21 protein-coding genes, 1 tRNA gene and 1 pseudogene are annotated in these 24,872 nt (G+C 72.6%); 13 read left to right on the top strand and 10 right to left on the bottom strand.

Features of this window, described 5'->3' with window-relative positions:
* Positions 1-680 precede the first annotated feature (680 nt).
* Positions 681-3,185, top strand: coding sequence for a SpoIIE family protein phosphatase (locus tag ACZ60X_RS16430; RefSeq protein WP_469598691.1), 2,505 nt, complete (start codon positions 681-683; stop codon positions 3,183-3,185).
* 43 nt (positions 3,186-3,228) lie between these two features.
* On the top strand, positions 3,229-4,038 hold the full coding sequence (locus tag ACZ60X_RS16425) for a maleylpyruvate isomerase family mycothiol-dependent enzyme (RefSeq protein WP_469598689.1): 810 nt from the start codon (positions 3,229-3,231) through the stop codon (positions 4,036-4,038).
* Between the two features lie 3 nt (positions 4,039-4,041).
* On the opposite strand, the gene ACZ60X_RS16420 is transcribed toward ACZ60X_RS16425, so the two are convergent.
* Positions 4,042-5,136, bottom strand: a complete 1,095-nt coding sequence (locus ACZ60X_RS16420) for a PP2C family protein-serine/threonine phosphatase (RefSeq protein WP_469599220.1) — start codon at positions 5,134-5,136, stop codon at positions 4,042-4,044.
* A 288-nt stretch (positions 5,137-5,424) separates the two neighbouring features.
* Positions 5,425-8,301, bottom strand: a complete 2,877-nt coding sequence (locus ACZ60X_RS16415; protein WP_469598686.1) for a lectin — start codon at positions 8,299-8,301, stop codon at positions 5,425-5,427.
* Between the two features lie 386 nt (positions 8,302-8,687).
* Here ACZ60X_RS16415 and ACZ60X_RS16410 point away from each other — a divergent pair.
* Together ACZ60X_RS16410 and ACZ60X_RS16405 are read left to right on the top strand one after the other, a co-directional pair.
* A pseudogene (locus ACZ60X_RS16410) lies at positions 8,688-8,993 on the top strand (arabinofuranosidase catalytic domain-containing protein); the annotation flags it as partial.
* Positions 8,902-9,318, top strand: a complete 417-nt coding sequence (locus tag ACZ60X_RS16405; protein ID WP_469598684.1) for a ricin-type beta-trefoil lectin domain protein — start codon at positions 8,902-8,904, stop codon at positions 9,316-9,318. The pseudogene ACZ60X_RS16410 and the gene ACZ60X_RS16405, both read left to right, overlap by 92 nt.
* Here ACZ60X_RS16405 and ACZ60X_RS16400 read toward each other — a convergent pair.
* The 5 genes from ACZ60X_RS16400 to ACZ60X_RS16380 all read right to left on the bottom strand — a co-directional run bounded on the left by ACZ60X_RS16400 (position 9,212) and on the right by ACZ60X_RS16380 (position 14,509).
* On the bottom strand, positions 9,212-10,858 hold the full coding sequence (locus tag ACZ60X_RS16400; RefSeq protein ID WP_469598682.1) for an APC family permease: 1,647 nt from the start codon (positions 10,856-10,858) through the stop codon (positions 9,212-9,214). The two genes, ACZ60X_RS16405 and ACZ60X_RS16400, sit on opposite strands and share 107 nt — an antisense overlap.
* Positions 10,859-11,033: 175 nt before the next feature.
* Entirely contained in the window at positions 11,034-12,023 is a 990-nt protein-coding gene (locus tag ACZ60X_RS16395) for a trypsin-like serine peptidase (RefSeq protein WP_469598680.1), read from the bottom strand.
* A gap of 157 nt (positions 12,024-12,180) precedes the next feature.
* Entirely contained in the window at positions 12,181-12,429 is a 249-nt protein-coding gene (locus ACZ60X_RS16390; protein ID WP_469598677.1) for a non-oxidative hydroxyarylic acid decarboxylases subunit D, read from the bottom strand.
* A gap of 24 nt (positions 12,430-12,453) precedes the next feature.
* Positions 12,454-13,878 carry a non-oxidative hydroxyarylic acid decarboxylases subunit C gene (locus tag ACZ60X_RS16385; RefSeq protein WP_469598675.1) on the bottom strand — a complete coding sequence of 475 codons (1,425 nt, stop codon included), beginning with the start codon at positions 13,876-13,878 and terminating at the stop codon, positions 12,454-12,456.
* A 40-nt stretch (positions 13,879-13,918) separates the two neighbouring features.
* Positions 13,919-14,509, bottom strand: coding sequence for a non-oxidative hydroxyarylic acid decarboxylases subunit B (locus tag ACZ60X_RS16380; protein ID WP_469598673.1), 591 nt, complete (start codon positions 14,507-14,509; stop codon positions 13,919-13,921).
* A 111-nt stretch (positions 14,510-14,620) separates the two neighbouring features.
* On the opposite strand from ACZ60X_RS16380, the gene ACZ60X_RS16375 reads away from it, so the two are divergent.
* A complete protein-coding gene (locus ACZ60X_RS16375) occupies positions 14,621-15,586 on the top strand; it encodes a helix-turn-helix domain-containing protein (protein WP_469598671.1) in 966 nt (321 codons plus the stop codon).
* Here ACZ60X_RS16375 and ACZ60X_RS16370 read toward each other — a convergent pair.
* Complete coding sequence (locus tag ACZ60X_RS16370; RefSeq protein ID WP_469598669.1) at positions 15,537-16,010, bottom strand: MarR family winged helix-turn-helix transcriptional regulator; 474 nt, start codon at positions 16,008-16,010, stop codon at positions 15,537-15,539. The genes ACZ60X_RS16375 and ACZ60X_RS16370 overlap by 50 nt on opposite strands.
* A 98-nt stretch (positions 16,011-16,108) precedes the next feature.
* Between ACZ60X_RS16370 and ACZ60X_RS16365 the strand changes: the two genes are divergently transcribed.
* The 4 genes from ACZ60X_RS16365 to ACZ60X_RS16350 are packed head-to-tail and all read left to right on the top strand — an operon-like array spanning position 16,109 to position 19,958.
* Complete coding sequence (locus ACZ60X_RS16365) at positions 16,109-17,020, top strand: SDR family oxidoreductase (RefSeq protein ID WP_469598667.1); 912 nt, start codon at positions 16,109-16,111, stop codon at positions 17,018-17,020.
* A gap of 1 nt (position 17,021) precedes the next feature.
* A complete protein-coding gene (locus tag ACZ60X_RS16360) occupies positions 17,022-17,918 on the top strand; it encodes an amidohydrolase family protein (RefSeq protein WP_469598665.1) in 897 nt (298 codons plus the stop codon).
* A gap of 10 nt (positions 17,919-17,928) precedes the next feature.
* Entirely contained in the window at positions 17,929-19,452 is a 1,524-nt protein-coding gene (locus ACZ60X_RS16355) for an acyl-CoA synthetase (RefSeq protein ID WP_469598663.1), read from the top strand.
* 47 nt (positions 19,453-19,499) lie between these two features.
* Complete coding sequence (locus ACZ60X_RS16350; RefSeq protein ID WP_469598660.1) at positions 19,500-19,958, top strand: MaoC family dehydratase; 459 nt, start codon at positions 19,500-19,502, stop codon at positions 19,956-19,958.
* On the opposite strand, the gene ACZ60X_RS16345 is transcribed toward ACZ60X_RS16350, so the two are convergent.
* A complete protein-coding gene (locus tag ACZ60X_RS16345; RefSeq protein ID WP_469598658.1) occupies positions 19,949-20,539 on the bottom strand; it encodes a TetR/AcrR family transcriptional regulator in 591 nt (196 codons plus the stop codon). The genes ACZ60X_RS16350 and ACZ60X_RS16345 overlap by 10 nt on opposite strands.
* Positions 20,540-20,744: 205 nt before the next feature.
* Here ACZ60X_RS16345 and ACZ60X_RS16340 point away from each other — a divergent pair, with 205 nt between their 5' ends.
* From ACZ60X_RS16340 to ACZ60X_RS16330, 3 genes are all read left to right on the top strand, one after another.
* Positions 20,745-21,767, top strand: coding sequence for an aldo/keto reductase (locus ACZ60X_RS16340; RefSeq protein WP_469598656.1), 1,023 nt, complete (start codon positions 20,745-20,747; stop codon positions 21,765-21,767).
* 26 nt (positions 21,768-21,793) lie between these two features.
* Positions 21,794-22,669 (top strand): LLM class flavin-dependent oxidoreductase, encoded by an 876-nt coding sequence (locus ACZ60X_RS16335; protein ID WP_469598654.1) that lies wholly within the window; start codon positions 21,794-21,796, stop codon positions 22,667-22,669.
* Between the two features lie 11 nt (positions 22,670-22,680).
* A tRNA-Leu gene (locus ACZ60X_RS16330) sits at positions 22,681-22,755 on the top strand.
* Positions 22,756-22,777: 22 nt separating this feature from the next.
* On the opposite strand, the gene ACZ60X_RS16325 is transcribed toward ACZ60X_RS16330, so the two are convergent.
* Positions 22,778-23,983 carry an NAD(P)/FAD-dependent oxidoreductase gene (locus ACZ60X_RS16325; RefSeq protein WP_469598652.1) on the bottom strand — a complete coding sequence of 402 codons (1,206 nt, stop codon included), beginning with the start codon at positions 23,981-23,983 and terminating at the stop codon, positions 22,778-22,780.
* Positions 23,984-24,038: 55 nt separating this feature from the next.
* Between ACZ60X_RS16325 and ACZ60X_RS16320 the strand changes: the two genes are divergently transcribed.
* A complete protein-coding gene (locus ACZ60X_RS16320; protein ID WP_469598649.1) occupies positions 24,039-24,872 on the top strand; it encodes a GntR family transcriptional regulator in 834 nt (277 codons plus the stop codon).

Raw genomic sequence — 24,872 nt, 5'->3', positions numbered from 1 at the left:
GGGCAGGTGCTGCAGATCCCGCCCATCCTATGCGTCAACCGCCCTCCACGGCAGGCGGGAGTTCCGCCTGCCGACCGAACTGACGCCAGCGGCACGGAAGTTCCTCGCTGTCCCGTACGACGCCGTACGGGAGCAGGCGCCGGCGAACATGCGGCAAGGTGGCGCGACGGCCGGCTCCGGGTGCTCAGCCGGGTCCACAACGGCCAGATCGTCTTCGACGGACCGCGGGAGCGGCGGTCCCTGATCCAGCGGGCGGCGGCCGGCACGCCATCGGCCGGGACGGCACAGGGCCGGGTGTGCGCGCGGCACCACCACCTGCCGCCGGTCGAGGCCGACTCGCTGCTCGGCGCCCTCTGGGACGACGCGGCGCACCGGCTCCCGGCCGGGCGCGGCTCTCCGGCGCGCCGGCCGGGCGAGGGCGGGACCGCGAGGGGCACAGTGCGCTGCTGGTTCACGTCGGCCCCGCCGTCGCCGCGACCGAGGCGCACTTCGCGGCGGTCCTGCGGCCCACCGGGGCGCTGACGCCGGGCCGCAGCCCCACGGCCGCGCCCGGCTGCGAGCGCCGGTGCGCCCCCTCGTGAGCAGGACCGCGGCCGTTACACGCACAGGTCTCCTGCTGTCCACCGGATGCCTGCACACTGGCGGACAAACAGGCTCATAGTGGTGTAAGGGTGTAACTGATGGAACCAGGGCGAAAGGCCAGCGCCGCCTCCCCGGACGTGGGACCGGGCGATCTCCTCGACGCGTCCACCGACGCGGCCGCGGTCATCTCGGAACACGGCGTCGTGGTCGGCTGGACCCGGTGCGCCGGGGCACTGCTCGGCTACCGGGAGCACGAGGTCCTCGGCCGCCCCGCCGCGCGTTTCCTGGCCATGCCCGAGGACCCCGCCCGGCTCGCCGGCATCGTCGACCGGTGCCGCACCGGCAAGGGCTGGAGCGGGCGGATCTCCGTACGCCACCGCGACGGCCGCGCCCTCGACGCCGAACTGCGCGTCTCCGCCGCCTTCCGCGTCGGCACGGACGCGTGCTTCCTGGTCTCCGCGCGGGAACGGCACCAGCAGTGGGCCATGGGCCGCTCCGTCCTCGACGGCTTCCTCACCCGCGCGCCGCTCGGCATGGCCGTCATGGACCGGGAGCTGCGCTACGTCTGGCTGAACGAGACCCTCGAACACCTCGGCGGAGTGCCCCGTGAGGAGCGGCTCGGCCGGCGTCTGAGCGAGCTGCTGCCGGGCATCCAGGCGGAGGTCCTGGAGGGGCTGATGCGCAAGGTGTTCGCCACGGGACTGCCGGTGAGCGACTACGAGTACGAGGGCTGGAGCTGGGCCGACCCGCATCGCCGGCACGCCTACTCGACCTCGTTCTTCCCCCTCGTGGACGCCGACGGCACCATCACCGGCGTCTGCTACATGGTCCAGGACGTCACCGAGCGCTGGCACGCCCGCCAGCTGCTGACCCTGGTCAACGAGGCCGGCACCAGCATCGGCCGCACCCTCGACGTGGTGCGCACCGCCCAGGAACTCGCCGACTTCGCCGTGCCCCGCTTCGCCGACTTCGTCGTGGTCGACCTGCTGGAACCCGTGCTCAGCACCGAGGGCCACGGCGCCTGGCTGCCCGACGCCGGCCCCGCGCCCGCCCGGCCGGTGATGTGCCGCGCCGCGATGCGCTCGGTGCGCGAGGGCTGCCCCGAGGCCGTCGCCCAGGTCGGCGAACCGGTCGACTTCGTCCCGCCGCCGCACGACGCGAACCTGCTGATCGACGGCGAGCCCCTGCTCATCCCCGTCCTCGACCCCGCCGACGAGAGCTGGGCCACCCAGGAGCCCCGGCGGACCGAGCGGATCCGGAAGTACGGCGCGCACTCGCTCATCGCCGCGCCGATGCGCGCCCGGAACACCGTCCTCGGCCTCACCACCTTCGTCCGGACGCTGAACCCGGTCTCCTTCGGCCCCGACGACGCCCTGGTCGCCCGGGAGCTGGTCGCCCGCGCGGCGGTGTGTGTCGACAACGCCCGGCGCTACACCCGGGAGCACACCGCGGCCGTCACGCTCCAGCGCAGCCTGCTGCCGCCAGCGCTGACCGGCGGCACCGCCCTGGACGTGGCCTCCTCCTACCTCCCGGCGGACCCGAGCGGCGGCGTCGGCGGCGACTGGTTCGACGTCATCCCGCTCTCCGGCGCGCGCGTCGGCCTCGTCGTCGGCGACGTGGTGGGCCACGGCATCACGGCAGCGGCCAGCATGGGGCGGCTGCGCACGGCGGTCCAGACCCTCGCCGAGATGGAGATGCCCCCCGACGAACTGCTCGCCCATCTCGACGACCTGGTGCTCCGGCTGAGCGACGAGGAGAGCGCAGCCGGCACGGCGTCCCGCTCCGCGGCCACCTTCATCGGCGCGACCTGCCTGTACGCCGTCTACGACCCGGCCACCCGGCGCTGCGCGATGGCCCGGGCCGGGCACCCGCCGCCCGTCGTCGTCACGCCGGACGGCACGGCCTACTTCCCGGGGATCCCCGCCGGACCCCCGCTCGGACTGGGCGGCATGTCGTTCGAGGCCACCGAGATCGAACTGGCCGAGAACAGCCTGCTCGGCCTCTACACCGACGGCCTGATCGAGGGCCCCGACCACGACGTGGAGCGGGGCATGGACCTGCTCGGCCAGGTCCTCGCCCACGCCGAGGAGGACCTGGACGCGCTGTGCACGTCCGCCGTGCAGCAGCTTGTGCCCGTACCCCAGCCCGACGACATCGCCCTCCTGCTCACCCGCACCCGCGCCCTCGGCCCCGGCCAGGTCGTCTCCTGGGAGGTACCCCCCGACCCGGCCGCCGTCGGCGACCTGCGCGCCCGGGCCACCCGCCAGATGCTGGACTGGGGCCTGGAGGAGCTGGTCATGACGACCGAACTCGTGGTGAGCGAACTCGTCACCAACGCCATCCGCTACGCCGCGCCCCCCATCCGCCTCCGGCTCCTGCGCGATGCCCGCCTCACCTGCGAGGTCTCCGACGCCAGCAGCACCGCGCCCCGGCTGCGGCACGCCCGCAGCACCGACGAGGGCGGCCGCGGACTCTTCCTCGTCGCCCAGCTCGCCCTGCGCTGGGGCGCCCGGCACACGGACCAGGGCAAGGTCATCTGGGCGGAGCAGGAGATCCCGCCGGGCGCCGATTTGCCTTCGAGCGGACTCCAGCCGCCAGACTGACGCCGACCGATCATCCGCACCGAACACAGAACGGCGGCAGCCGATGGCAGCGACCAACGGGCAGGGACACCCCCTGCCGTACGACACCTACCGCGAGGCCATCGCCCGCGAGACCCTCCGCTTCGCCGCGTCGGTCGGGAAGGCCGACCCCGCGGGGCCCGTGCCCGCCTGCCCCGGCTGGACCCTCGCCGACCTCACCCGGCACGTGGGCGCGCTGCAGCGCTGGTTCGCCTCGCTGCTGACCCAGCGGGTGCAGGAGCCACCGCGCAGCCGCGATCTCGAACTGGGACTGCCGCAGGACCAGCGGGACTGGCCCGGCTGGGTGGCGGCCGGAGAACCCGCTGTCGCCGCCGTCCTGCGGGACACCGACCCCGAGGCGGCGATGTGGGCCTGGGGCGCGGACCAGCACGCCCGGTTCTGGGCCCGCCGGATGCTCTTCGAGACGCTGGTGCACCGGGTGGACGCGGAGCACGCCCTCGCGGTGGCGACGGACACCGAGCCGGTTCCCGTGCCGGACATCGAGCCGGCCCTCGCGGCGGACGGCGTGGACGAGTTCCTCGTCAACCTGCCCTACGCCGGCGTCTTCGCCCCCGGCGTGACCGAGCTGCGCGGCACGGGCGAGACCCTCGCCTTCGCGAGCACCGGCACCGGTGAGGAGTGGCGGGTGCGCCTGGACCCGGACGGCTTCCGGCTGGTGCCGCGCGGCGACGACGAGGCGACGGCGGCCGTGCGCGCTTCGGCGACGGACCTGCTGCTGCTCCTCTACGGGCGGCGCTCGTACCAGGAGTCCGGCTACGCGGTCTCGGGCCGGACCGCGGTCCTCGACGACTGGTTCGCGCACACGGGCTTCTGACCCCTACCCGGCAGGCGGCGGCGCGGACGGCTCGTCGGGCAGCCGGCACACCGCGAGCGCCGCGGTGTCGTCCTGCAGGCCGTGCGGGCTGAACGCGAGCAGGTCGTCATGCAGGCGGGCGAGCAGCTCACCCGGCGGCAGCGGACCCCAGGAGCGGACGCGCTCGGCCAGGGGGTAGAAGGCGCCGGACGCGTCCCGCATCTCCGTGACGCCGTCCGTGTACAGCAGCAGCTGGTCACCGGGCCGGAACGGATGGACGTCGACGTGGTACGGGTCCGGGACCAGCATGCCCAGGTTGAGCGGCGGAGCCGACCGCCCGCTGTCCAGCTCGCGCACCTCGCCGGCGCGCAGGCACAGCGGCGGCGGATGGCCGCAGTTGACGATGCGGACCAGCCCGCAGCCGGCCGGCACCTCGGCGAAGACCGCCGTGACGAACCGCTCGCCCGTCTCGCTGCCGCCCAGCTGGGCCGCCCGGCGGCTCATGCTCGTCTCCAGCCGGGTGGCGAGCGTGGCCAGATCGGGCTCCTCGTACGCCGCCTCACGGAACGCGCCGAGCAGGGCGGCGGCGGTCTCCACCGCGAGCAGGCCCTTGCCGCGCACGTCGCCGATGAGCAGCCGGACCCCGAACGCGGTGGGCATGGCCTCGAAGAGGTCCCCGCCGATCCGGGCCTCCGCGGCGGCGGAGAGATACAGGCTCTGCAACTGGAGGTGCCCGATCCGGTGCGGCACCGGCCGCAGCAGGACCCGCTGCGCGATCTCGGCCACGAACCGCACGTCGGCGAGCGTGCGCTCGCGCCGGATGCGATGGGCGGCCAGGATCGTGCCGAGGGCGCCCACCAGGGCCGTACAGATATAGGACGCGACGTAGTGCCGCTCCCACAGGTAGCCCGTGGCGCGGCCCGCGCAGCACGGGGTGCCGGCCAGGATCCCCTCGAAGAGCACGGCGAACACCGTGGACGCGGCGACGACGGCGGGCCCGTGGGCGAAGGCGGCCACCAGCGGCACCGCGATCAGCACGAAGCTCACCGGCCACTGCACCGGGGTGAGCGGCTCCAGCACCAGGACGGCCGCGACGTACAGGACCGGCAGCCAGCGCAGCCACGCCGGGGGAGCCGGAAGGGCCGTGCGCGGGCCGGCGGTGTCCTCCGGCCCCTGTCCACCGCGGCGCCGGCTCACCCGTCGCCCCCGGGCACGGACGCCGGCGCGCCGGTCCCGCACCCGTGGTGTGCCGCCCCTGCGGCGGGACGGCACACCGGACGGTTCGGCCTACGTGGTCTTCGCACCCCGGACTCCTGTCACACGACCTCGACAGCCGTCCAGCCTGGCGGGCCGGCCCCGCTGATCCCGGGGATTGCTCCACTCAGCGGCATGTTCCGTGAACGGCCGTCAGCCGCCGGTGCCGAAGCCGATCGCGAACACGTGCAGGCCGCCGGAGGCGACGTCGGACGGCAGGCGCACGCCGCTGACCGTCTTGCCCGGCGCCAGCGGCACCGGCTTGGTGGCGAACACGTACGTCGTGGTGCTGTCGGACGACGTGCCGGCCTGGTTGCGGTACGGCGTGGTCACCGCGACGGTGTTGTCCGCGAGCGGCGAGGCGCTGCCCGCGCCGAGCGTCCAGTCGGAGAAGGCGAGGGGTACCGACTGGGTGGTGCCGTCCGTGTAGGTGACGGTCGCGGTGCCGGAGGCCGGGCCGTTGTTGGCCGCGCCCAGGAACGAGATGCCGCCGGACCCGGAGACCCGCACCGTCTGCCCGTTCGCCACGTAGTTGTCCGCCGCGCCGGCCGCCGCCTTCGGCCAGGTGAACGACACTCCGTTCGCGGTCACGCTCGCCCCCGGGGTGACGCCCTGGGCGGCCAGGGCCCGCGCCGAGTAGCTGAAGCCCGCGCCGTCGAAGTTCGCGGAGCCGGCGGCCGTGTCGGCGGACGTCCCCACGTCGGTGTAGGCGGGCGAGCCCGGGTAGGAGCGCGGGGCCGCGGCGGCGTCCGACGCCCAGGAGGTGTCGGCGGAGGTGCCGAGCACATAGGTGAGGGTGCCGCCGGAGGTGAGGGCGCCGTCGGGCGCGTGCGCCGTGTCCCACGCCGTGCCGTTCCACGTCGCCGACTGCACGTACGGGGCGTCGTCCGCGGCGCCGTCGCCGTTGACCGTGAGGGTGTGGCCGGACGGCAGGGTGATCACCGCCTGGGTGAACAGCGGGCTGCCGAGCGCCAGATCGGCGGTGCCCGGGGTCTCCGGGTACATGCCCAGCGCGGACCACACGTACCACGAGCTCATCTCGCCGAGGTCGTCGTTGCCGGCCAGCCCGGACGGACTGTCGGTCCAGATCTGGTCCTGGATCTTGCGGACGACCGCCTGGGTCTTGTACGGCCGGCCGATGTAGTCGTACTCCCAGGGGATGTTGAGGCTGGGCTCGTTGCCCAGGTTGGTGTAGCCGCCCGCGCCGGTCAGCGAGGACAGGTCCTGGTCCAGGAAGTTCGCCAGGGCCGTGTCACCGCCCATGGCCGTGGCCAGCCCGTGCACGTTGAAGGGCACCATCGGCGTGTACTGCCAGGAGTCGCCCTCGACGAAGTTCTTGCCCGAGGTCGGCGAGAAACCCGAGGTCCAGGTGCCCGAGGCGTCGCGCGGCTGGATGAAGCCGCTGCCGTAACGGAACAGGTTCTGCCAGTCCTGGGCCCGGTCGGCGAACCGGCGCTGGTCGGCGGTGTGGCCGAGGGCGCCGGCGAAGGCGGACAGCGCGAAGTCCGCCGAGTCGTACTCCAGCGTGGTCGAGGCCGGCCCGTAGAAGTTGCAGCAGCCGTACCTGCCGTTGGTGGGCAGTCGGCCGATCTGTTCGAGGTAGGTGAGGCCGGGACGGTTGTTGTTGGCGACGGTGGCCTCGGCGATCAGGCCCTTGAGCGCGGTGGCGGTGTCGAAGTTCCTGGCGCCGAAGGCGTAGTAGTCGGCGATGATCTCGTCGGCGGGGTCGCCGACCATCACATACGTCTCGCCGTTGTTCTCCGACCACTTGGGGAACAGCCCGGTCTGGCGGTAGTCGTCGACCATGGACTGGGCTGTGTCGGAGGCGGCCTTCGGGGCGATCAGCGCTTCGAGCTGGGCCTGTGAGCGGTAGATGTCCCAGCCCGAGTAGTTGGCGTAGGCGGCGGCGTGCCCCTTGCCGACGGTGTGCGGCTTGCCGTCGAAGCCGGGGTAGCGGCGGTCGGTGTCGCTGATGATGTTCGGGTGCAGCAGCGCGTGGTACAGCGCCGTGTAGAAAACGGCCTGCTGGGCTGCCGTTCCGCCCGCGATCCGGACCCGGCCGAGGAGCGACTTCCAGGAGTCGTGCGCCGCGCCGCGCACCGCGGCGAAGTTCCAGCCGGGGTTCTCCGCCGTACGGTTGCCCACCGCGCCGGCGGCCGACACGTACGAGATGCCGACCTTGGCCTGGACGGTGCGCCGGCCGGTGGTGTCGAACGTGACGTAGCCGTCGGATCCGCTGCCCCTGGCGGTCGCGGAGGGGCGGGCCGCACCAGGTACGGCACCGTGCAGCACGGGCTTGTTCGGCGCCTCGGGGGTGCTGGGGGAGACGTCGGTCCGCGGGGTGGTGGGGGTGGCGGCGGTGAGCGCGGTGCCGCTGTGCTTGAAGGGCTGGTCGAAGACCATGTCGAAGTAGACGGTGTAGGAGTTGCCCTCGCCGCAGAAGTTGCCGCTGGTGACGCTGCCGCGCACCTCCGTGCTGTTGACCACGTGGAACTGGGCCGCGCTGTCGCCGTTCTGGCTGTTCGTCAGTTTGAACAGGAGGTTGGCCTGGCGGGTGGCCGGGAAGGTGAAGCGGGCCATGCCGCTGCGGGCGGTCGCGGTCAGCTCGGTCGTGACGCCGTTGTCCAGCGACACCGTGTACGCGCCCGGGGAGGCGGACTCGTGGGCGTGCGAGAAGCTGTCCGTGGCGCGTGTGTCCACCGTGCCGAGCGTGGGCAGGACCGGGATGTCGCCGCCGGCCCGGCAGCCCGGTCCGGCGATGTGGGTCAGGCCGAAGCCGGTGATGGCCGAGTCGTTGTACTCGTAGCCGCCGCCGTCCGGCTTGTGCGGGGTGTCGGGGCTCCACTGGACCATCCCGAACGGGGTGTCGGCGCCGGGGAAGTCGTCCGCGGCGTTCGACGTCCCGATGAAGGGATTCACGAGGGAGGTGGGGTCGGCGACCAGCCGGGCCGTTCCGGTGGCGGCGTGGGCCGGGGCGGAGGCGACGCCCACCACCAGGGCGCAGACGGCCAGTGCGGACGGGAGTCGCAACGGCGGCAGAACCCGGGCCGGGAACAGGCGGGTTCTGCCGCGTCCTCTGAGTCGTGTGGATCGTGTCATCGTGACCGGTGTCCCTTCGACAACGTTGTCCCGAAAGCTGGCCCCTCCCGCCCCTGCTGTCAAGGACGTGCGAGGGAGAACCAGCCGTACACCCGCCGATACCGGCCAAACCGGCCCGACGGGACGTCACATGACGTGCCGGGAACACAGGTTGGCCCAAGGCCGGACCCTTTTCCAAGGCGAAAGGCAACAATTGTTGACGCCGTCGAGGAGCGACCGTACTTTCCGCAGCGGGCCTCCGAGGGCGCCGACATCGGCCTGCTGTCGCCGGTGGTTACGCCGACGCGGTACAGCAGGACAGGCTCTGCGCCGGCACCACGTGCCCCATCACGACGATCTACGACCACACCTCACGTCACGACGACCTCACCCCGGGCCCGGTGGGCGCCTCCGGGACGGGCGCGGACCGGGGCCCGGACGCCGCCGGGATCGCCGTCACCGCCGGCGGACACAAGGGGTACGGCGTAGGGATCTCGCCACGCCGAGCGCACCCCGGCCGACACCGGCAACGGCAGCACCTTCGTCACCGGAGTGCTGAAGAACGACGGGCGAACCCGGTACCCGCTCAAGGGCCGGCGACGCGCAGTCGGGTCCGCTGTCGACCTGGTGGGGCGGCGCCCTGAGGTACCCAACGCCCCGCAGGGCACGATCACCGGCCTACTTTGCGATGGTGTGGGCGGTCAGGCGTGGGTGCGGCAGGGGGACGGGTCGTTGGTGAATCCTCGGTCGGGGCGGTGTCCGGACGCGCCGAGCGGGGCCACGGCGAAGGGGAGGCGCTTGCGGATCTGGGACTGCAACGGCTCGGCGGCGCAGAAGTTCCGGGCGGGGCGACCCGTGGCGGTCAGAGGACCTCTTCCTCCTCCGGGACCACGACCTTGTCGATCATTGTCTGGATCTGCGGGGCGGGCAGGGCCACCGCCATCGCCCAGTAGTAGATGGCGAGACTGAAGGCGGCGGTGACGCCCATGTCCCACCACAGCGGGAACCAGGGGTGCTTGAGCGGCCCGAAGTCGCTGAGGTAGACGATGAGGCCCATGCCGACCAGGTAGGCCGGCAGCCACTGGGCGGCGCGCAGGTCCAGCTGGGGCGTGATGGGGTTCATCCTGAACACGCGGTTGGCGACAAGGATGACGTAGCCGAGGAGGATGGCGGCACCCAGCTTCCAGTCGGTGGCCCAGCCCGACCACAGGATCAGCAGGTTGGCGACGATGAAGGCGAGCGGCGACATCCACCCGCCGCCGGGCAGCCGGTAGGGCCGGTGGGCCTCCGGCAGCCGGCTGCGGAACACCCCGAAGGACAGCGGCGCACCGGCGTACATGAGCACGCTCGCGCTGGTGATGAGCCCGACGAGGGAGCGCCAGCTGGGGAACGGCAGGAAGCAGACGCAGCCGATCGCGAACGCGGTGATCAGGCCGACCCAGGGGACACCGCGCCGCGTGGTGGCCTCGAAGGCCGACGGCACGTAGCCGTTGCGGCTCAGCCCGTAGGAGACCCGCGAGGAGCCGGTGATGTAGATCAGGCCGGTGCCGGCGGGGGAGATCACGGCGTCCAGATACAGGACCGTGGCCAGCCACGCGAGGCTGATGAGCGTGGCGACCTGGGCGAAGGGCCCGCTCAGCGCGGTGAACGCGGAGGTCGCCCAGTGGCTGCCGATCTGGGAGGCGGGCAGCGCGGCGAGGAAGACGACCTGGAGCAGGATGTAGATGAGGATGCCGAGGACCATCGACCCGATCACCGCGCGCGGGATGTCCCGCTTGGGGTTGGCGCTCTCGCCGGCGAGCTGGTCGGCCTGCTCGAAGCCCAGCAGCGCGAAGATGATGCCGCTGCTGGAGACGGCGGACAGGATGCCCTTGGCGCCGTACGGGTCGAAGCCGTCGGCAGCCGTGAAGTTGGCGGTGTGGAACTGGACCACGGCGAACACCAGGATCGTCAGCAGCGGGATGCCGACCTTCCACCAGGTCGCCGCGCTGTTGGTGCGGGCCAGCAGCCGGATGCTGAGGAAGTTGATCGCCGTGATGACGGCCATCAGCCCCACTGCGACGGCGATACCGGGCGAGGTCAGCACGTGCTGGCCGCCCTCGACCTTCTCCCAGCCGCTCGCCCAGGAGTAGTGCTGGGCGTACGTGATCATCGCCAGCACCTCGATCGGCGCCACCGTGGCCGCCTGCAGCCAGGAGAACCAGCCGAAGGAGGCACCGGCGGCGCCGCCGAACGCGTAGTGGGGGAAGCGGGCGGTGCCCCCCGACACCGGGTACATACCGCCCAGCTCCGCGTGGACCAGTGCCAGGATCAGGATCGCGACGCCGCCGATGGCCCAGGAGATGATCGCCGCCGGCCCGGCCGCGGCCAGCGCTCCCTGGGCGCCGAACAGCCATCCCGATCCGATGATCGACCCCTCCGAGGCCCAGATCAGCCCGACGAAACCGATTTCGCGCCGCAGTCCGGGTCTGTGGGTCGTCGGACCGGATGTCGCCTCTGGCACGGCCATGATGCACACACCCCCGTTGACAGGGTGACGTTCATCACTATCGTGCCACGATGGCCGATTTATGGCGGTATTCGGGTGAGCGCCGTTTCCCGGGGCGTCGGTTGCCGTACACCCCGTGTCCCGGGGAAGGCCCGGCGAGCCGACGGCCCGGTCAGTCGGCCAGTCCGCCAGTCGGTCAGCCGGTCGCGGGACGAGGTCCGGCCGGCGTCCCGCCGCTGACCGCCGCGTCGTACAGGGCCCGGGTGGCGGTCCCGAAGTAGGCGCTGTAGGAGACCTGGGGGGTGTTGCCGCCCGTGTGGTAGCCACCGATCACGCCGACGACGGCCCAGCCGCCCGGCCACGGCACGAGCAGGGGGCCGCCGCTGGTGCCGCCCACGAAGCCGGCGCAGGCGATGCGGGGGAACGTGCCCGGGTCGGCCGGGTCGTCGCTCTCCCACCGGGTGGTCCAGCTCAGGCACTCCAGCGGCTTCTCCGCCCCCGCCGGGTAGCCGATCATGCGTACCGGGGCGTGGTAGTAGCCGGTGCCGGTGAGCAGCCGTACCCCGCCGACCGCGTCCTGCAGCGGGGTCCCGTCCTCGTTGGGCCCGGTGAGCGCGAAGGCGAAGTCGTACTCCGCGCCCGCGTCTTCGCCCAGGTCGTAGTACTCCTGGGACACGTAGACACCGCTGGTCCGCACCGGGAAGATCCCGAAGGGCTTCTGGCCGTCGTGGTACTGCGGGACGAAGGCCAGGTGCCGCTTCGGGGAGGTGCCGGCGTACCCCTTCAGACAGTGGCCGGCGCTCAGCACGAGGTCGTGCCCGGGACTGCGGACGACGGAGCCGCTGCAGGTGCGGCCGGTCCCGGTGGCGTCGGTCCAGAAGAAGGTGCCGGCCTGTGGGATGCCGTCGAAGCTCCGGCTCGGCGGGATGTACTCGCCCGGCCGGGGCCCGTCGACCGCGGGGGACACGGCGGGTGCCGCCGTGCCGTCCTCGGCGCCCTTGAGGACGTCGGCGGGCAGGGCGGCGGCCATGCGTGCCGGGGTCCAGTAGGCGTCGAGCTGTTCGGCGACCGGGTCGGGGTCGGTCGCGGGGCTGTCGGCGGATGCCGTGGTGGTGAGTCCGGCGCTGAGCAGAAGGGCTGCCGCGCAACCGGCGGCGTGACGGACGAATCTGGTCCCGAGCAACATCGATCCCCCTCAGGGCGGCCGCAGGTGACGGCTCACCATAAGCCCGCGGCCCCGCCCGTCACAGCGTCCACGGCCGAATCCGGCTGGGCGGGGTGTCGGGCGGCCGACGGTCCGTCAACTTCCGCCCGGCCGCCGGGTGTACGGACCGTGAACCCGTTCAGGCCGCGCCGCGCAGCGGGGGTACGGCCGGGACCTCGTCGGCGCGCGCGAGATCCTCCTCGGTCAGCCGGAAGCCCTCGGGATAGGCCTCGCGCCGACTGCGCCGTGCGGGTTCGCTGGTGCGCCACATGTACAGGCACCGGGCGCACCGCAGCACCTCCCAGACACCGGGGACGGGCGAGGAGTGGACGTGCGCGAGCCGCTCGCAGGCGCAGCGCGGGCAGAGCGGGCCGGTGGGTTCGGACATGGTGGTTCTCCTTGCGGGCTTCGGTCAGCGGCGGGCGGCGAGGGCCCGGAGGCGGGTGAGCCATTCGGCGGTCTCCGGCAGGTCCCGTACCGGGGTGCCGTAGGTGCCGCGGCGATCCGGTGCGACGGGCGTCGTCGCGTCGATGACCAGCTTGTCCACGATGCCGGGGGTGCGGGCCTGGGGCGCGAGTTCCACGACCGGCAGGTTGGGGATGGTGATCAGGTCGTCGGCGGGATTCATCTTGGTCGACAGCGCCCACATCACCTGCGGCAGGTCGAACGGGTCGACGTCCTCGTCCACCACGATGACCGTGGTCGCGTAGCCGAGCCCGTGCGGTGTGGTCAGCACCCGCAGTCCCACCGCCTTGGCGAAGCCGCCGTAGCGCTTCTTCGTCGAGACGATGACGACCAGCCCGTGCGTGTAGGAGGCGTTGACGGCCCGCACCTCCGGGAAGTCCGCCTTCAGTTGCTTGAAGAGGGGGACCGCCGTGTTCGCGGCGATCAGGTAGTCGCACTCGGTCCACGGCATTCCGAGGTAGAGGTGCTCGAAGACCGGATCGGTGCGGTACGAGATACGGTCGACACGGATGACCGGCATGCTCCGGCCGCCCGAGTAGTGGCCCGTGAACTCGCCGAACGGCCCCTCGATCTCCCGGGTGCGGCCCTCGATGACGCCCTCGATCACCACCTCGCTGCCCCAGGGCACGGGCAGACCGGTCAGCGGTGCCTTCGCGATCGGTGCGGGCGCCTGGCGCAGGGCGCCGGCGAGGTCGTACTCGTTCTCCTCGTACTTCATCGGGGTGGACGCGGCGATGGTGATCACCGGGTCGTTGCCGAGCGTGATCGCGACGGGCAGGTCCTCGCCGCGCTCCTCGGCCGTGCGCAGGTGCAGCGCGATGTCGTGCATCGGTACCGGCTGGATGGCGAGCCGGCGCGGGCCCTTGACCTCGATGCGGTAGACGCCGAGGTTCTGCTTGCCGCTGTGCCCGGGGTCGTCCGGGTCCTTGGAGACGACCGCGGCCTTGTCGAGGTAGAAACCGCCGTCCCCGTCGTTGAGCCGGATCAGCGGCAGCACCCGGAACACATCGGCGTCCTCGCCCTCCAGGGTGTTCCGCGCCCACGGCGGGTCCTCGCGCCACTCGGGCTCGACCGGGAACGCCTCCCAGCGGCGGGCGAACTCCGCGACCTGCTCCTTGGCGCCGGTCTGCCTGGGCAGACCGAGCGCGAGGGCGTGGTTGGCCCACGAGCCGTGCACGTTCATGGCGATCCGCGCGTTCGTGAAGCCCCTCACGTTGTCGAAGAACAGCGCCGGGGCCGCACCGCCGAGACGGGGAGCGGCGTTCGCCGCGGCGGCGATGTCGGGCTCCGGCAGCACTTCGTCGGTGACGCGGAGCAGTTGCCCCTGCGCCTCGAGCGCGTCGAGGAAGCCGCGCAGGTCGTCGTAGGGCATGGGGGAGGTCCTTTCCTGTGGATGGCGGGTGGCGCGGGGCTCAGCCGGTGGCGCGCAGGGCGCGGGCGGCTCGCATGCCCTCCCACCGCTTCGCCGCGGCGGCGGGCAGGTCGAACTGGTCGAGGACGCGCGTGACGACGTGGTCGACGATGTCGTCCACCGAGCGGGGGTGGTTGTAGAACGCCGGCATCGGGGGCACCAACCGCACGCCCTTGCGGGAGAGTTCGAGCATGTTCTCCAGATGGATCTCACTCAGCGGTGTCTCACGCGGCACCAGCACCAGCTGTCGGCGCTCCTTGAGCACCACGTCCGCGGCCCGGCCGACCAGCCCGTCGGCGTAACCCGCGCGGATGCCGGCCAGGGTCTTCATCGAGCAGGGCACCACGACCATGCCGTCCGTCCGGAACGAGCCCGACGAGATCGCCGCACCCTGGTCCTGCGGCGCGTACGCGACATCGGCCAGCGCCGTGACGTCGCTGACGGCCAGCCCGGTCTCCAGCTCGATCGTGGCCCGCGCCCAGCGGCTGAGCACCAGATGGGTCTCCACCTCCGGCAGCGCGGCCAGCTGCTGCAGCAGCCGGACGCCGAACACGGCACCCGTCGCTCCCGTCATCCCCACGATCAGTCGCACCGGACCGGTCTCCTTCCGTTCGTCCCCGAGCGGCACACCACTCTTTCGGTCACCGCCCCATCGACGCTAAGCGCGGCGCACCAGACCGCGGGCGTACGCTGAGGACAGATCATGGACAAAAACGGACAGCCACGCCCGACCGACCGGACCGGTATCACCCCCGCCCCCTACCGCGCCGCCGCCGGCGCCCCGCCCGGCGCCGAGGTGTTCGACCTGTCCGCGCTGCCCCGCCGCGCCCACGGCCACGGCCTCGACCCCTACGCGGCCAAGCGCCCCGCCTTCCACGAGCTGATCGCCCTGCGCGGCGGCAGCCTGCGCTGCTCGCTCGACTTCGGCGCGTGCGAGATGGCCGCGGGCGACTGGCTGTGGGTACGGCCCGGCCAGGTCCATCAGTACGACTCCGACCTCGCCGCCGCCGACGGGGTCGTGGTGCTGTTCACCCCCGGCTTCCTCGCCCCCGCCACGATCGAGGCGGCGCGCGTCGACCAGCCCGTCTGGCGTGGCCCGCTGACCCCGGCGGACGCGGACGCGACCGCGCTGGACGCCGTGCTGCGGCTGCTGTGCGACGAGTACCGGCGGCTGGCCGAGCTGCCGCTGGAGGTCCAGATCGACGTCGTACGGCACCTGCTGTCGGTGCTGGTGCTCCGGCTGTCCCACGCGCGGGGGCGCTCGGAGTCGGCGGGGAGCGGCAGCGAGGCGTTCCGGCGCTTCCAGCGCGCCGTCGAGCGCGACTACGCCCGCACCCACCGTGTGGAGGACTACGCGCACGCCCTCGGCTACAGCGTCCGCACCCTGACCCGGGCCACCCGCTCGGCCGTCGGCAGCGGAGCCAAGGCCTTCATCGACGACCGGGTACTGCTGGAGGCGCGGCGGCTGCTGTGGCACACCGACCTGTCCGCCACCGCCGTCGGCGACCGCCTCGGCTTTCCCGACGCGACCGTGTTCACCCGCTTCTTCCGGCGGCGTACCGGTGAGACGCCGGCGGCGTTCCGGGCGCGGGCGCGGGGAAACGCGCAGGAGGGACCGGTCACGACAACGAGCGGTGCGCGGTCTTCAACGCGTTCCGGAAACCGGTGACCTCGTCCGGGGTCAGGTCCCGCACCATGCGCTGTTCGAGCAGGCGGGCCGGTTCGGCGTGGTCGGCCAGGAGGCGGCGGCCCGCGTCGGTCAGGAGGATGACCTTCTCGCGGCGGTTGTGCGGGTTCGGCTCGCGGCGGATCAGGTCGCGGGCCTCCAGGGCGCGGACCATGTCGGCCATGGACTGGGCCGTGACGAAGGAGTCCCGGGCCAACTGGGCGGCGGAGATGCCGTCGTGGCGTTCCAGCACCGTGAGGGCGGTGTACTGCAGGGCCGTGATGCCGGCCGGCCTGAGCAGTTCCTCCAGCCGGGCGCGCACCACGAGTTCGGTGCGTTTGAGCAGGTAGAGCAGGGACGGGCCCGCCTCCGAGGCATCCGCGTCCCCCGTGCGCCCCGCCGTCGCGGGCTCCGTCCGTCGTGTCATGCGGTCAGCCTAAGCCATTGACAGGATTCCTGTCGGAAGAGAACACTGGCGCAACCGACAGGATTCCTGTCGATCTGGACCCGGAAAGAGGTGCACTCATGGATCTGCACGCAAAGGCCGCCGTCGTCACCGGCAGCGGCCGCGGGCTCGGCCTGGCGTACGCCCGCGCCCTCGCCGCGGCCGGAGCCCGTGTCGTGGTCAACGACGTCGACGCCGACGCGGTCGACGCGGCGGTGGACGGCATCCGCGCGGCCGGCGGCAGCGCGGTCGGCGTCGTGGCCGCCGTGGGGGACAGTGAGGCCGCCGACCGGCTGGTCTCGGCCGCCGTGACGGAGTTCGGGCGGCTCGACGTCCTGGTCACCAACGCGGGCATCCTCCGGGACCGGGTGCTGTGGAAGATGACGGACGACGACTTCGACGCCGTCGTCAAGGTGCACCTGCGCGGCACCTTCACCTGCGCCCGTGCCGCCGCCGTACGGATGCGCGAGCAGGGCACCGGCGGCCGTATCGTGCTCATCTCCTCGCCCGCCGGGCAGCGCGGCAACTTCGGCCAGACCAACTACGCCGCCGCCAAGGCCGGGATCGTGGCCATGGCACGGACCTGGGCCATGGAACTGGCCAGGGCCGGTATCACCGTCAACGCCGTCGTCCCGGTCGCGGCCACCGAGATGACCAAGACGATCCCCGTCTTCGCGCCGCTCATCGCGGAGTCCGAACGCACCGGCGCCCCCCTGCCCGACTGGCTGCGGCGCGACGAGGGACTCGGCACCGTCGAGGACGTCGCGGGCCTGATCACCTTCCTCGCCTCGGACGCCGCCAAGGACATCACCGGACAGGCCATCGGCATCGGCGGCGACCGGCTCGCCCTGTGGGCACACCCGAAGGAGAAGGCCGTCGCGTTCGCCGCGGGCGGCTGGAGCGCCGACGCCATCGCCGAGCGGTGGCACACCGGCGTCGGCGCCGAGCCCGAGACGTACGGCATCCCCGCTCCCCAGGCACCGGAGGCATGACATGGCCGACAGGGCAGCGCCGGCGATCGACGTCGGCGCGCTGACCGCCATCGACGTCCACACCCACGCCGAGGTCGCCAGGGACGGGCACACCTCGCTGAGCCCCGAACTCCTCGGCGCCTCCGCCGACTACTTCAAGGCGCACGGCCACCGGCAGCCCACCATCGACGAGATGGCCGCCTACTACCGTGAACGCCGCATGGCAGCCGTGGTGTTCACCGTCGACGCCGAGCACGCCACCGGCCACCCCCGCATCGCCAACGAGGAGGTCGCCGAGAGCTGCGCCGCCCACGCCGACGTCCTCATCCCGTTCGCGAGCGTCGACCCGCACAAGGGCCGGGCCGGCGTACGGCAGGCGCGGCGCCTGGTGACGGAGTACGGGGTGCGGGGCTTCAAGTTCCACCCCAGCCTGCAGGGCTTCGCGCCCGACGACCGCATGGCCTACCCCCTGTACGAGGCCATCGAGGAACTCGGCGTCCCCGCGCTGTTCCACACCGGCCAGACCGGCATCGGCGCCGGCGTCCCCGGTGGCGGCGGCATCCGGCTGAAGTACTCCCACCCCATGCTGATCGACGACGTGGCCGTGGACTTCCCCGAACTGCGCATCATCCTCGCGCACCCGTCGTTCCCCTGGCAGGACGAGGCCCTGGCCGTCGCCACCCACAAACCCCACGTCCACATCGACCTGTCGGGCTGGTCGCCGAAGTACTTCCCGCCGCAACTGGTGCGCTATGCCAACACCCTGCTGAAGGACAAGGTGCTCTTCGGCTCCGACTACCCGGTCATCACGCCCGACCGCTGGCTCGCCGACTTCGCCGCCCTCGACATCAAACCCGAGGTACGGCCCAGGATCCTCAAGGAGAACGCCACCCGCCTGCTCGGCCTGGTCAAGGACTGAGGGAGACGCCGTGTTGAACCAAGGCATCGGCTCCTGGCCCGCGCGCCGGGCCCGCAAGACCCCGGACCGGATCGCCGTCGTCCACGAGGACGACGAGACCAGCTACCGGACGCTGCACCAGCGGGTCCTGCGCCTGGCCCACGCCCTGCGCGACCTGGGGATCGCACGCGGCGACCGCGTCGCCTACCTGGGCCCCAACCACCCCGCCCTGCTGGAGTCCCTGTTCGCGGCCGGCGCGCTCGGCGCCGTCTTCGTGCCCCTCAACTCCCGCCTCACACCTGCCGAGTTGGCGTACAACCTGGCCGACTCCGGGAGCACCGTGCTGATCCACGGTCCCGAGCACGGCGACTCGGCCGCCGCCGCGGCCGCGGGTACCGGGGTGCGCCACCGCGTCGCCCTCGGCCCGGCCGGGCCCGGCTGCCTCGGCTACGACGACCTGCTCGCCGGCGCCACGACCGGCCCGCTGGACGAGCCCGTGACCCCGGACGACCCCTGCATGATCATGTACACCTCCGGGACCACGGGCCGGCCCAAGGGCGCCGTCCTGACCCACGCCAACATCACCTGGAACAGCGTCAACGTCCTCGTCGACAGCGACCTGGCCGGTGACGAGGTCACCCTGGTCGCCGCCCCGCTGTTCCACACCGCCGCCCTCAACATGACCTGCCTGCCCACGCTCCTCAAGGGCGGCCGCGTGGTCCTGCTCGGCGCCTTCGACGCCGAGCGGGTGCTGGAGGTCATCGAGCGCCGGCGCGTGACGTACATGTTCGGGGTGCCCACGATGTACGACGCCCTCGCCGCGCGCCCCCGGTGGCAGACGACGGACCTGTCCAGCCTGCGCACCCTGACCTGTGGCGGCGCGCCGGTGCCCGCCCGCACCATCGACACGTATCTCGCCCGCGGGCTGGCCTTCAGCCAGGGCTACGGGATGACCGAGGCGTCCCCCGGCGTGCTCTTCCTGGACCGGGAGCAGACCTCGGCGAAGGCGGGCTCCGCGGGAGTGCCGCACTTCTTCACCGACGTGCGCGTGGTGCTCCCCGACGGCCGTGCGGCGGCGCCGGGGGAGCCGGGGGAGATCGTCGTCAACGGCCCGAACGTCATGGCCGGTTACTGGAACCAGCCCGAGGACACCGCGGCCGCGCTCACCGACGACGGCTGGCTGCGCACCGGTGACGTCGCGCGGACGGACGACGACGGCTATGCGTACATCGTCGACCGGGTCAAGGACATGTTCGTCTCGGGCGGCGAGAACGTGTACCCGGCCGAGGTCGAGGCCGCTCTGCTGACCCATCCCGCCGTCCGGGAGTGCGCCGTGATCGGCGTGCCGCACGAGGTCTGGGGCGAGGTCGGGCACGCGGTCCTCGTCCTGGAGCCCGGGGCCCGTGCCGACGCCGACGAGATCCTCGCCCACGTCCGGACCCTGCTGGCCAAGTACAAGATCCCGCGCACGCTGACCTTCGCCGACAGCCTGCCCCGTACGGCCTCGGGAAAGATCGTCAAGGCCGCCGTACGCGCCTCCTACGCCCGCCCCTAGCCCCTCACGACCCAGGACCACCCGTCCCGCAGGAAAGGCGGTACCCCATGCCCATCGAAGCCCACGGCCTCGCGGAACTCCTCGCCCTGTCCGGCCGAGACCTCGGCCGCACCGACTGGCTGGAGATCACCCAGGAGCGCGTCGACACCTTCGCCGACGCCACCGGCGACCACCAGTGGATCCACACCGACCCGCAGCGGGCGAAGGAGGGGCCCTTCGGCGGCACCATCGCCCACGGCTATCTCACCCTCTCGCTGATCATCCCGCTCTTCGGCGACCTGCTGCGCATCACCGGCGTCTCGATGAGCGTCAACTACGGCCTGGAGAAGGTCCGTTTCCCCGCTCCCGTGCCGGTCGGCGCGAAGATCCGGCTGCACGGTGTCGTCGAGTCGGTGGCCGAGGTCGCCGGCGACGGCGTCCAGATGCGGCTGACGTTCACCGTGGAGGCCGAGGGCAACGCCAAGCCGGTGTGCGTGGCGCAGGCCGTGTACCGGCACTACGCCTGACGCGCGGCGTCGGCGCGCAGGCCCGCGACCAGCAGCCCGACCAGCCGCCGGGCGTCGTAGCGGGTGTCGCTCTCCGCGCCGATGCAGAGGTTGCCGACGCCGCGCATGAGTGCGTAGGCCGTCAGGTCCGGGCGGATCTCGCCGGCCGCGGCCGCCGCGTCGAGCAGTTCGGTGCAGACGGGCACGAGCCGGTCGAGGAAGTAGGTGTGCAGGGCCGCGAAGCCGGTGTCGTCGGACTGGAGCACGGCGGCGAGGCCGTGCTTGGTCACCAGGAAGTCCACGAACAGGTCGATCCAGCGGGCGAGCGCCACGTGCGGACTCGGCCAGGCGGCCAGTAGCTCGGGACCGGCCGCGGCGAGGCTCTCGACCTGGTGCCGGTAGACGGCGACGATGAGGTCGGCGCGGGTCGGGAAGTGGCGGTAGATCGTCCCGAGCCCGACCCCCGCCCTGGCCGCGATGTCACGCACCGGCGCCTCCACCCCCGATTCCACGAACACCTCCGCCGCCGCGTCGAGCAACGTCTCCTTGTTGCGCCGGGCGTCCCTGCGCTGAGTCTCCCTGCGCTCGCCGCTGTCCTTCACCGCACCGCTCCTTCCACCGCGTGCCGCGCCAGGGCATGCGGTGCTTCCGCATGCCTGCCCGGGCGCCGCACGCCTTGCTAAACGGAACCATGTTCCGTATCGTCCTTACCGGAACATGGTTCCGCTTACTCATGGTGGCAGAGCGGCGGCCGACAGCCAAGGCGTGCCCGCCGCCCCGCGCCCTCCCGTATTGAGGAGAACGGTCATGCAGTACCGCACCCTGGGCCGCACCGGCGTCCAGGTCAGCACCCTCGCGCTCGGCGCGATGAACTTCGGCGCGATCGGGCGCACCACGCAGGACGAGGCCACCGCCCTCGTGGATGCCGCCCTCGACGCCGGGATCAACGTCATCGACACCGCCGACATGTACGGCGCGGGCGAGTCGGAGGAGATGGTCGGCAAGGCCGTCGCCGGACGCCGCGACGACATCGTGCTCGCCACGAAGGCGGCCATGCCGATGGGCGACGAGCGCAATCACCAGGGCGGTTCGCGCCGCTGGCTGGTGACGGAGCTGGACAACAGCCTGCGCCGGCTCGGCGTCGACCACGTCGACCTCTACCAGATCCACCGCTGGGACCCCAGGAGCAGCGACGAGGAGACGCTGTCGGCCCTGACCGACCTCCAACGCGCCGGGAAGATCCGCTACTTCGGCTCCTCGACCTTCCCCGCGTACCGCATCGTGCAGGCCCAATGGGCCGCCCGCGCACACCACCTGGGCCGCTACGTCACCGAACAGCCCAGCTATTCCCTCCTGCAGCGCGGCATCGAAGCCGATGTGCTGCCGGTGGCCGAGGAGTACGGGCTCGGCGTGCTGGTGTGGAGCCCGCTGGCCTCGGGCTGGCTGTCGGGTGCTGTCCGGGCGGGCCGGGACATCACCACCCACCGCGCGAGGTTCATGCCGCAGCGCTTCGACACCGCCCTTCCCGCCAACCGGGCCAGGCTCGACGCCGTGGAGAAACTGGCGAAGGTGGCCGACGAGGCGGGTCTGACGCTGATCCAGCTCGCGCTCGGCTTCGTGACCGCGCATCCCGGCGTGACCAGCGCACTCCTCGGCCCGCGCACCCTGGACCACCTGCGCTCCCAACTCGCCGCCGCCGACACCGTGTTGACCGACGACGTGCTCGACGCCGTCGACGCGATCGTCACCCCCGGCGTCGACCTCGCCCCGCACGAGAAGTTCGACACCCCGCCCGCGCTGCTCGACCCGGCCCTGCGCCGGCGCCGCTGACCGGCCGACGACCGAAGAGGCACCCCATGGCACCCACGTCCCGACCCCGTTTCGGGATCATGACCGCGCCGATGCAGGTCACGTACGACGACGTCCTGCGCGTCTGGCGCGAGGCGGACGCGATCCCCGAGATCGAACACGCCTGGCTGTTCGACCACCTCATGCCGATCGCCGGCGACCCGGACGGGCCGGTCCTCGAAGGCTGGACGCTGCTCGCTGCCCTGGCCGCGCAGACGCGCCGGCTGCGCCTCGGCCTGCTGGTGACCAGCAACCGCTTCCGGCCGCCCGCACTGCTCGCCAAGATCGCCACGACGGTGGACGTGGTCTCCGGCGGACGGCTCGACCTCGGCATCGGCGTCGGCTCACGGCCGCACCCGCCCGAGGCCCGGCGCGAGTACCCGGCCCACGGCCTGCCCTTCCAGGACACCGCGGCCGCCGTCGACAGCCTCGCCGAGTCCTGCGCGCTGATCCGCCGCCTGTGGACGGAGCCCGAGCCCTTCGACTTCCACGGCACCCACCACCGGCTCACCGGAGCCTTCGCCAACCCCAAACCGGTGCAGCGCCCCCACCCGCCGATCCTCGTCGGCGGCCGCTCCGCCGCGACCCTGCGGGTCGCGGCCGAGCACGCGGACGCCTGGAACATCCCCGGCGGGGACATCGCCGACGCGGCCCGCCGCAGCGCCCTGCTGGACCGCTACTGCGCCGAGATCGGCCGCGACCCCGCCACGATCACCCGCTCCATCCACCTGGCCGTCTCCTACGACCGGCCCGAGACCACCCGCGACGCGATCGCCGAGGCGCTGGACGCCGGCTTCCGGCACATCGTCCTCGGCCTCCCGGCGCCGTACCCGGCCGGCGTCGCCCGCTGGGTCACGGACGAACTCGTCCGCCCGGGTACATGATCACCGCCAAGGCGGGGTCGTAGCACAGAGGTAGTGCGCCGCGACAGCATCTCGGAGGACGTCGGTTCGAATCCGGCCGCCCCGCCCCCTCTCACCCTCCCCCGGCTGTCAGGCGAGACCGCGCAGCATGAGGTTCCAGTAGAGGAACGGCAGTCCGTACCGCTTGAGGTACCACATGTCCCGGCGCTCATGGGTGGTGTCGATGAGCGGGAAGGTGGGGCGGGGTCGCAGGGTGTAGTCGAACTCGGCCAGCAGCATGCGGTGCCGCGACGTGGTGATGGGACAGGAGGAGTACCCGTCGTACGACGCGGGCAGCGGCCCGGCGCCCGCCAGGCTCGCGGCGATGTTGCGCGCGACCACCGGTGCCTGTTTGCGGATCGCGGCCCCCGTCTTGGAGTTGGGGGTGGAGCCGGCGTCGCCGAGGGCGAAGATCTCCGGGTGGCGCACATGGCGCAGGGTGTGCCTGTCGACGTCCACGTAGCCCGCGGGGTCGGCCGGGCCGGCCAGCGCGGTCGCCTTGAGCCAGTCGGGCGCCGACTGGGGCGGGACGACGTGCATCATGTCGAAGCGCAGGGTGTCCTCGGCACCCGAGGCGTGGTCGACGACGACGGCGTCCCGGCCGTCCGGGTCCACCTCGACCAGTTCGCTGTTCGTGCGTACCTCGATGCCGTAGCGCGCCGCGACCCGCTCCAGTTCCGCGGCGAACACCGGAACCCCGAACATGCCCGGCGTCGGCAGCACGAGCACCACCCGTATGTCCCGCAGCACGCCCCGCTCGCGCCAGTGGTCGGCCGCGAGGTAAGCGATCTTCTGCGGCGCCCCGCCGCACTTGATCGGGCCCGCCGGCATGGTGAAGACGGCCGTGCCCGAGCGCATGGAGCGGATCAACTCCCAGGTCTTCGGCGCCAGTTCGTAGGAGTAGTTGCTGGAGGTGTGCGGCGCGGCGACGGCCTCGGCCATGCCGGGAACTAGGTCCCAGTCCAGCTGGATGCCGGGGCAGACGACGAGCCTGTCGTAGCCGACGGTCCTGCCGCCGGCGGTGGCGACCGTCCGCTCCCCGGGGTCCACGCTCGCCACGTGGTCGCGGATCCAGCGGACCCCCTTCGGCAGGACCGAGCGCTGGGGCCGTGCGCTCGACCGGGCGCCGGCCCGGCCGCCGCCGACCAGCGTCCACAGCGGCTGGTAGTAGTGCGTGGCCGACGGTTCGACGATCCCGACGTCGCGGACGCCGGCGCGCAGCAGCCGCGCCGCGACACTGACGCCCGCGCTCCCCGCACCCACGATCAGGACCCTGTGGTGAGCGTCGATGGTCATGTCCGCCTTCCCCCTCGCGTCCGTGTTCGCTAATGTACGCACATTAGCTATGTAAATGTACGTACACAAGGCAGGGATCATGGGCGAGGGCAGGACTCCGCTGTGGCGGCACGTGCGCGACGACCTCAGAGGCCGCCTGGCCGAGGGTGAGTTCGGCGACTCCTTCCCCGGTGAGAACGAACTGGCCGCGCGCTACGGCGTCAGCCGGCACACCATTCGCGCGGCGTTGCGCGAACTGCGGGAGGAGGGACTGGTCACCGCGGCGCGCGGACGGCGCCAGCGCCCCCTGGGCGAGGCCGTCATAGAGCAGCCCGTCGGCGCCCTGTACAGCCTGTTCGCCTCCGTCGAGGCGGCCGGGCTCGAACAGCGCAGCATCGTGCGCACGCTCGACATCCGCGCCGACGCGCACGTGGCCGTGCGGCTCGGCATGGAGGAGTCCACGCCCCTGCTGTACCTGGAACGCATCCGCCTCGCCGGCGGGGAGCCGCTGGCCCACGACAAGGTGTGGCTGCCGGCCTCGGACGCCCGCCCGCTCCTCGACGCCGACTTCAGCCACACGGCCCTGTACGACGAACTCGCCGAGCGCTGCGGCATCCGCCTGGTCGGCGGGGAGGAACGCATCCACGCGGTCACGCCGACCCCCGCCGAGCGGCGGCTGCTCGGCCTTCCGGAGGGGGTGGCCGCGTTCTCCATCCAGCGGCTCGGCCGCGCGCACGGCCGCACCGTCGAGTGGCGCACCACGCTCATCCGCGGCGACCGGTTCAGCGTCCTGGCGCAGTTCGACGCCCGGGCCGGCTACCGCCTCGATCCGGCGGGATCCCGGTTCACGCGCCCGGCCCGCGGCGCACGGCGGCTCGATCCGGTGTGTCCGAGTGGAGGGAGTGTCTGA

The organism is Streptomyces sp. NPDC104106 (assembly GCF_055584345.1).
The sequence above is the reverse complement of the archived record's forward strand: the minus strand, read 5'-3'. Positions and strand labels throughout refer to the sequence as shown.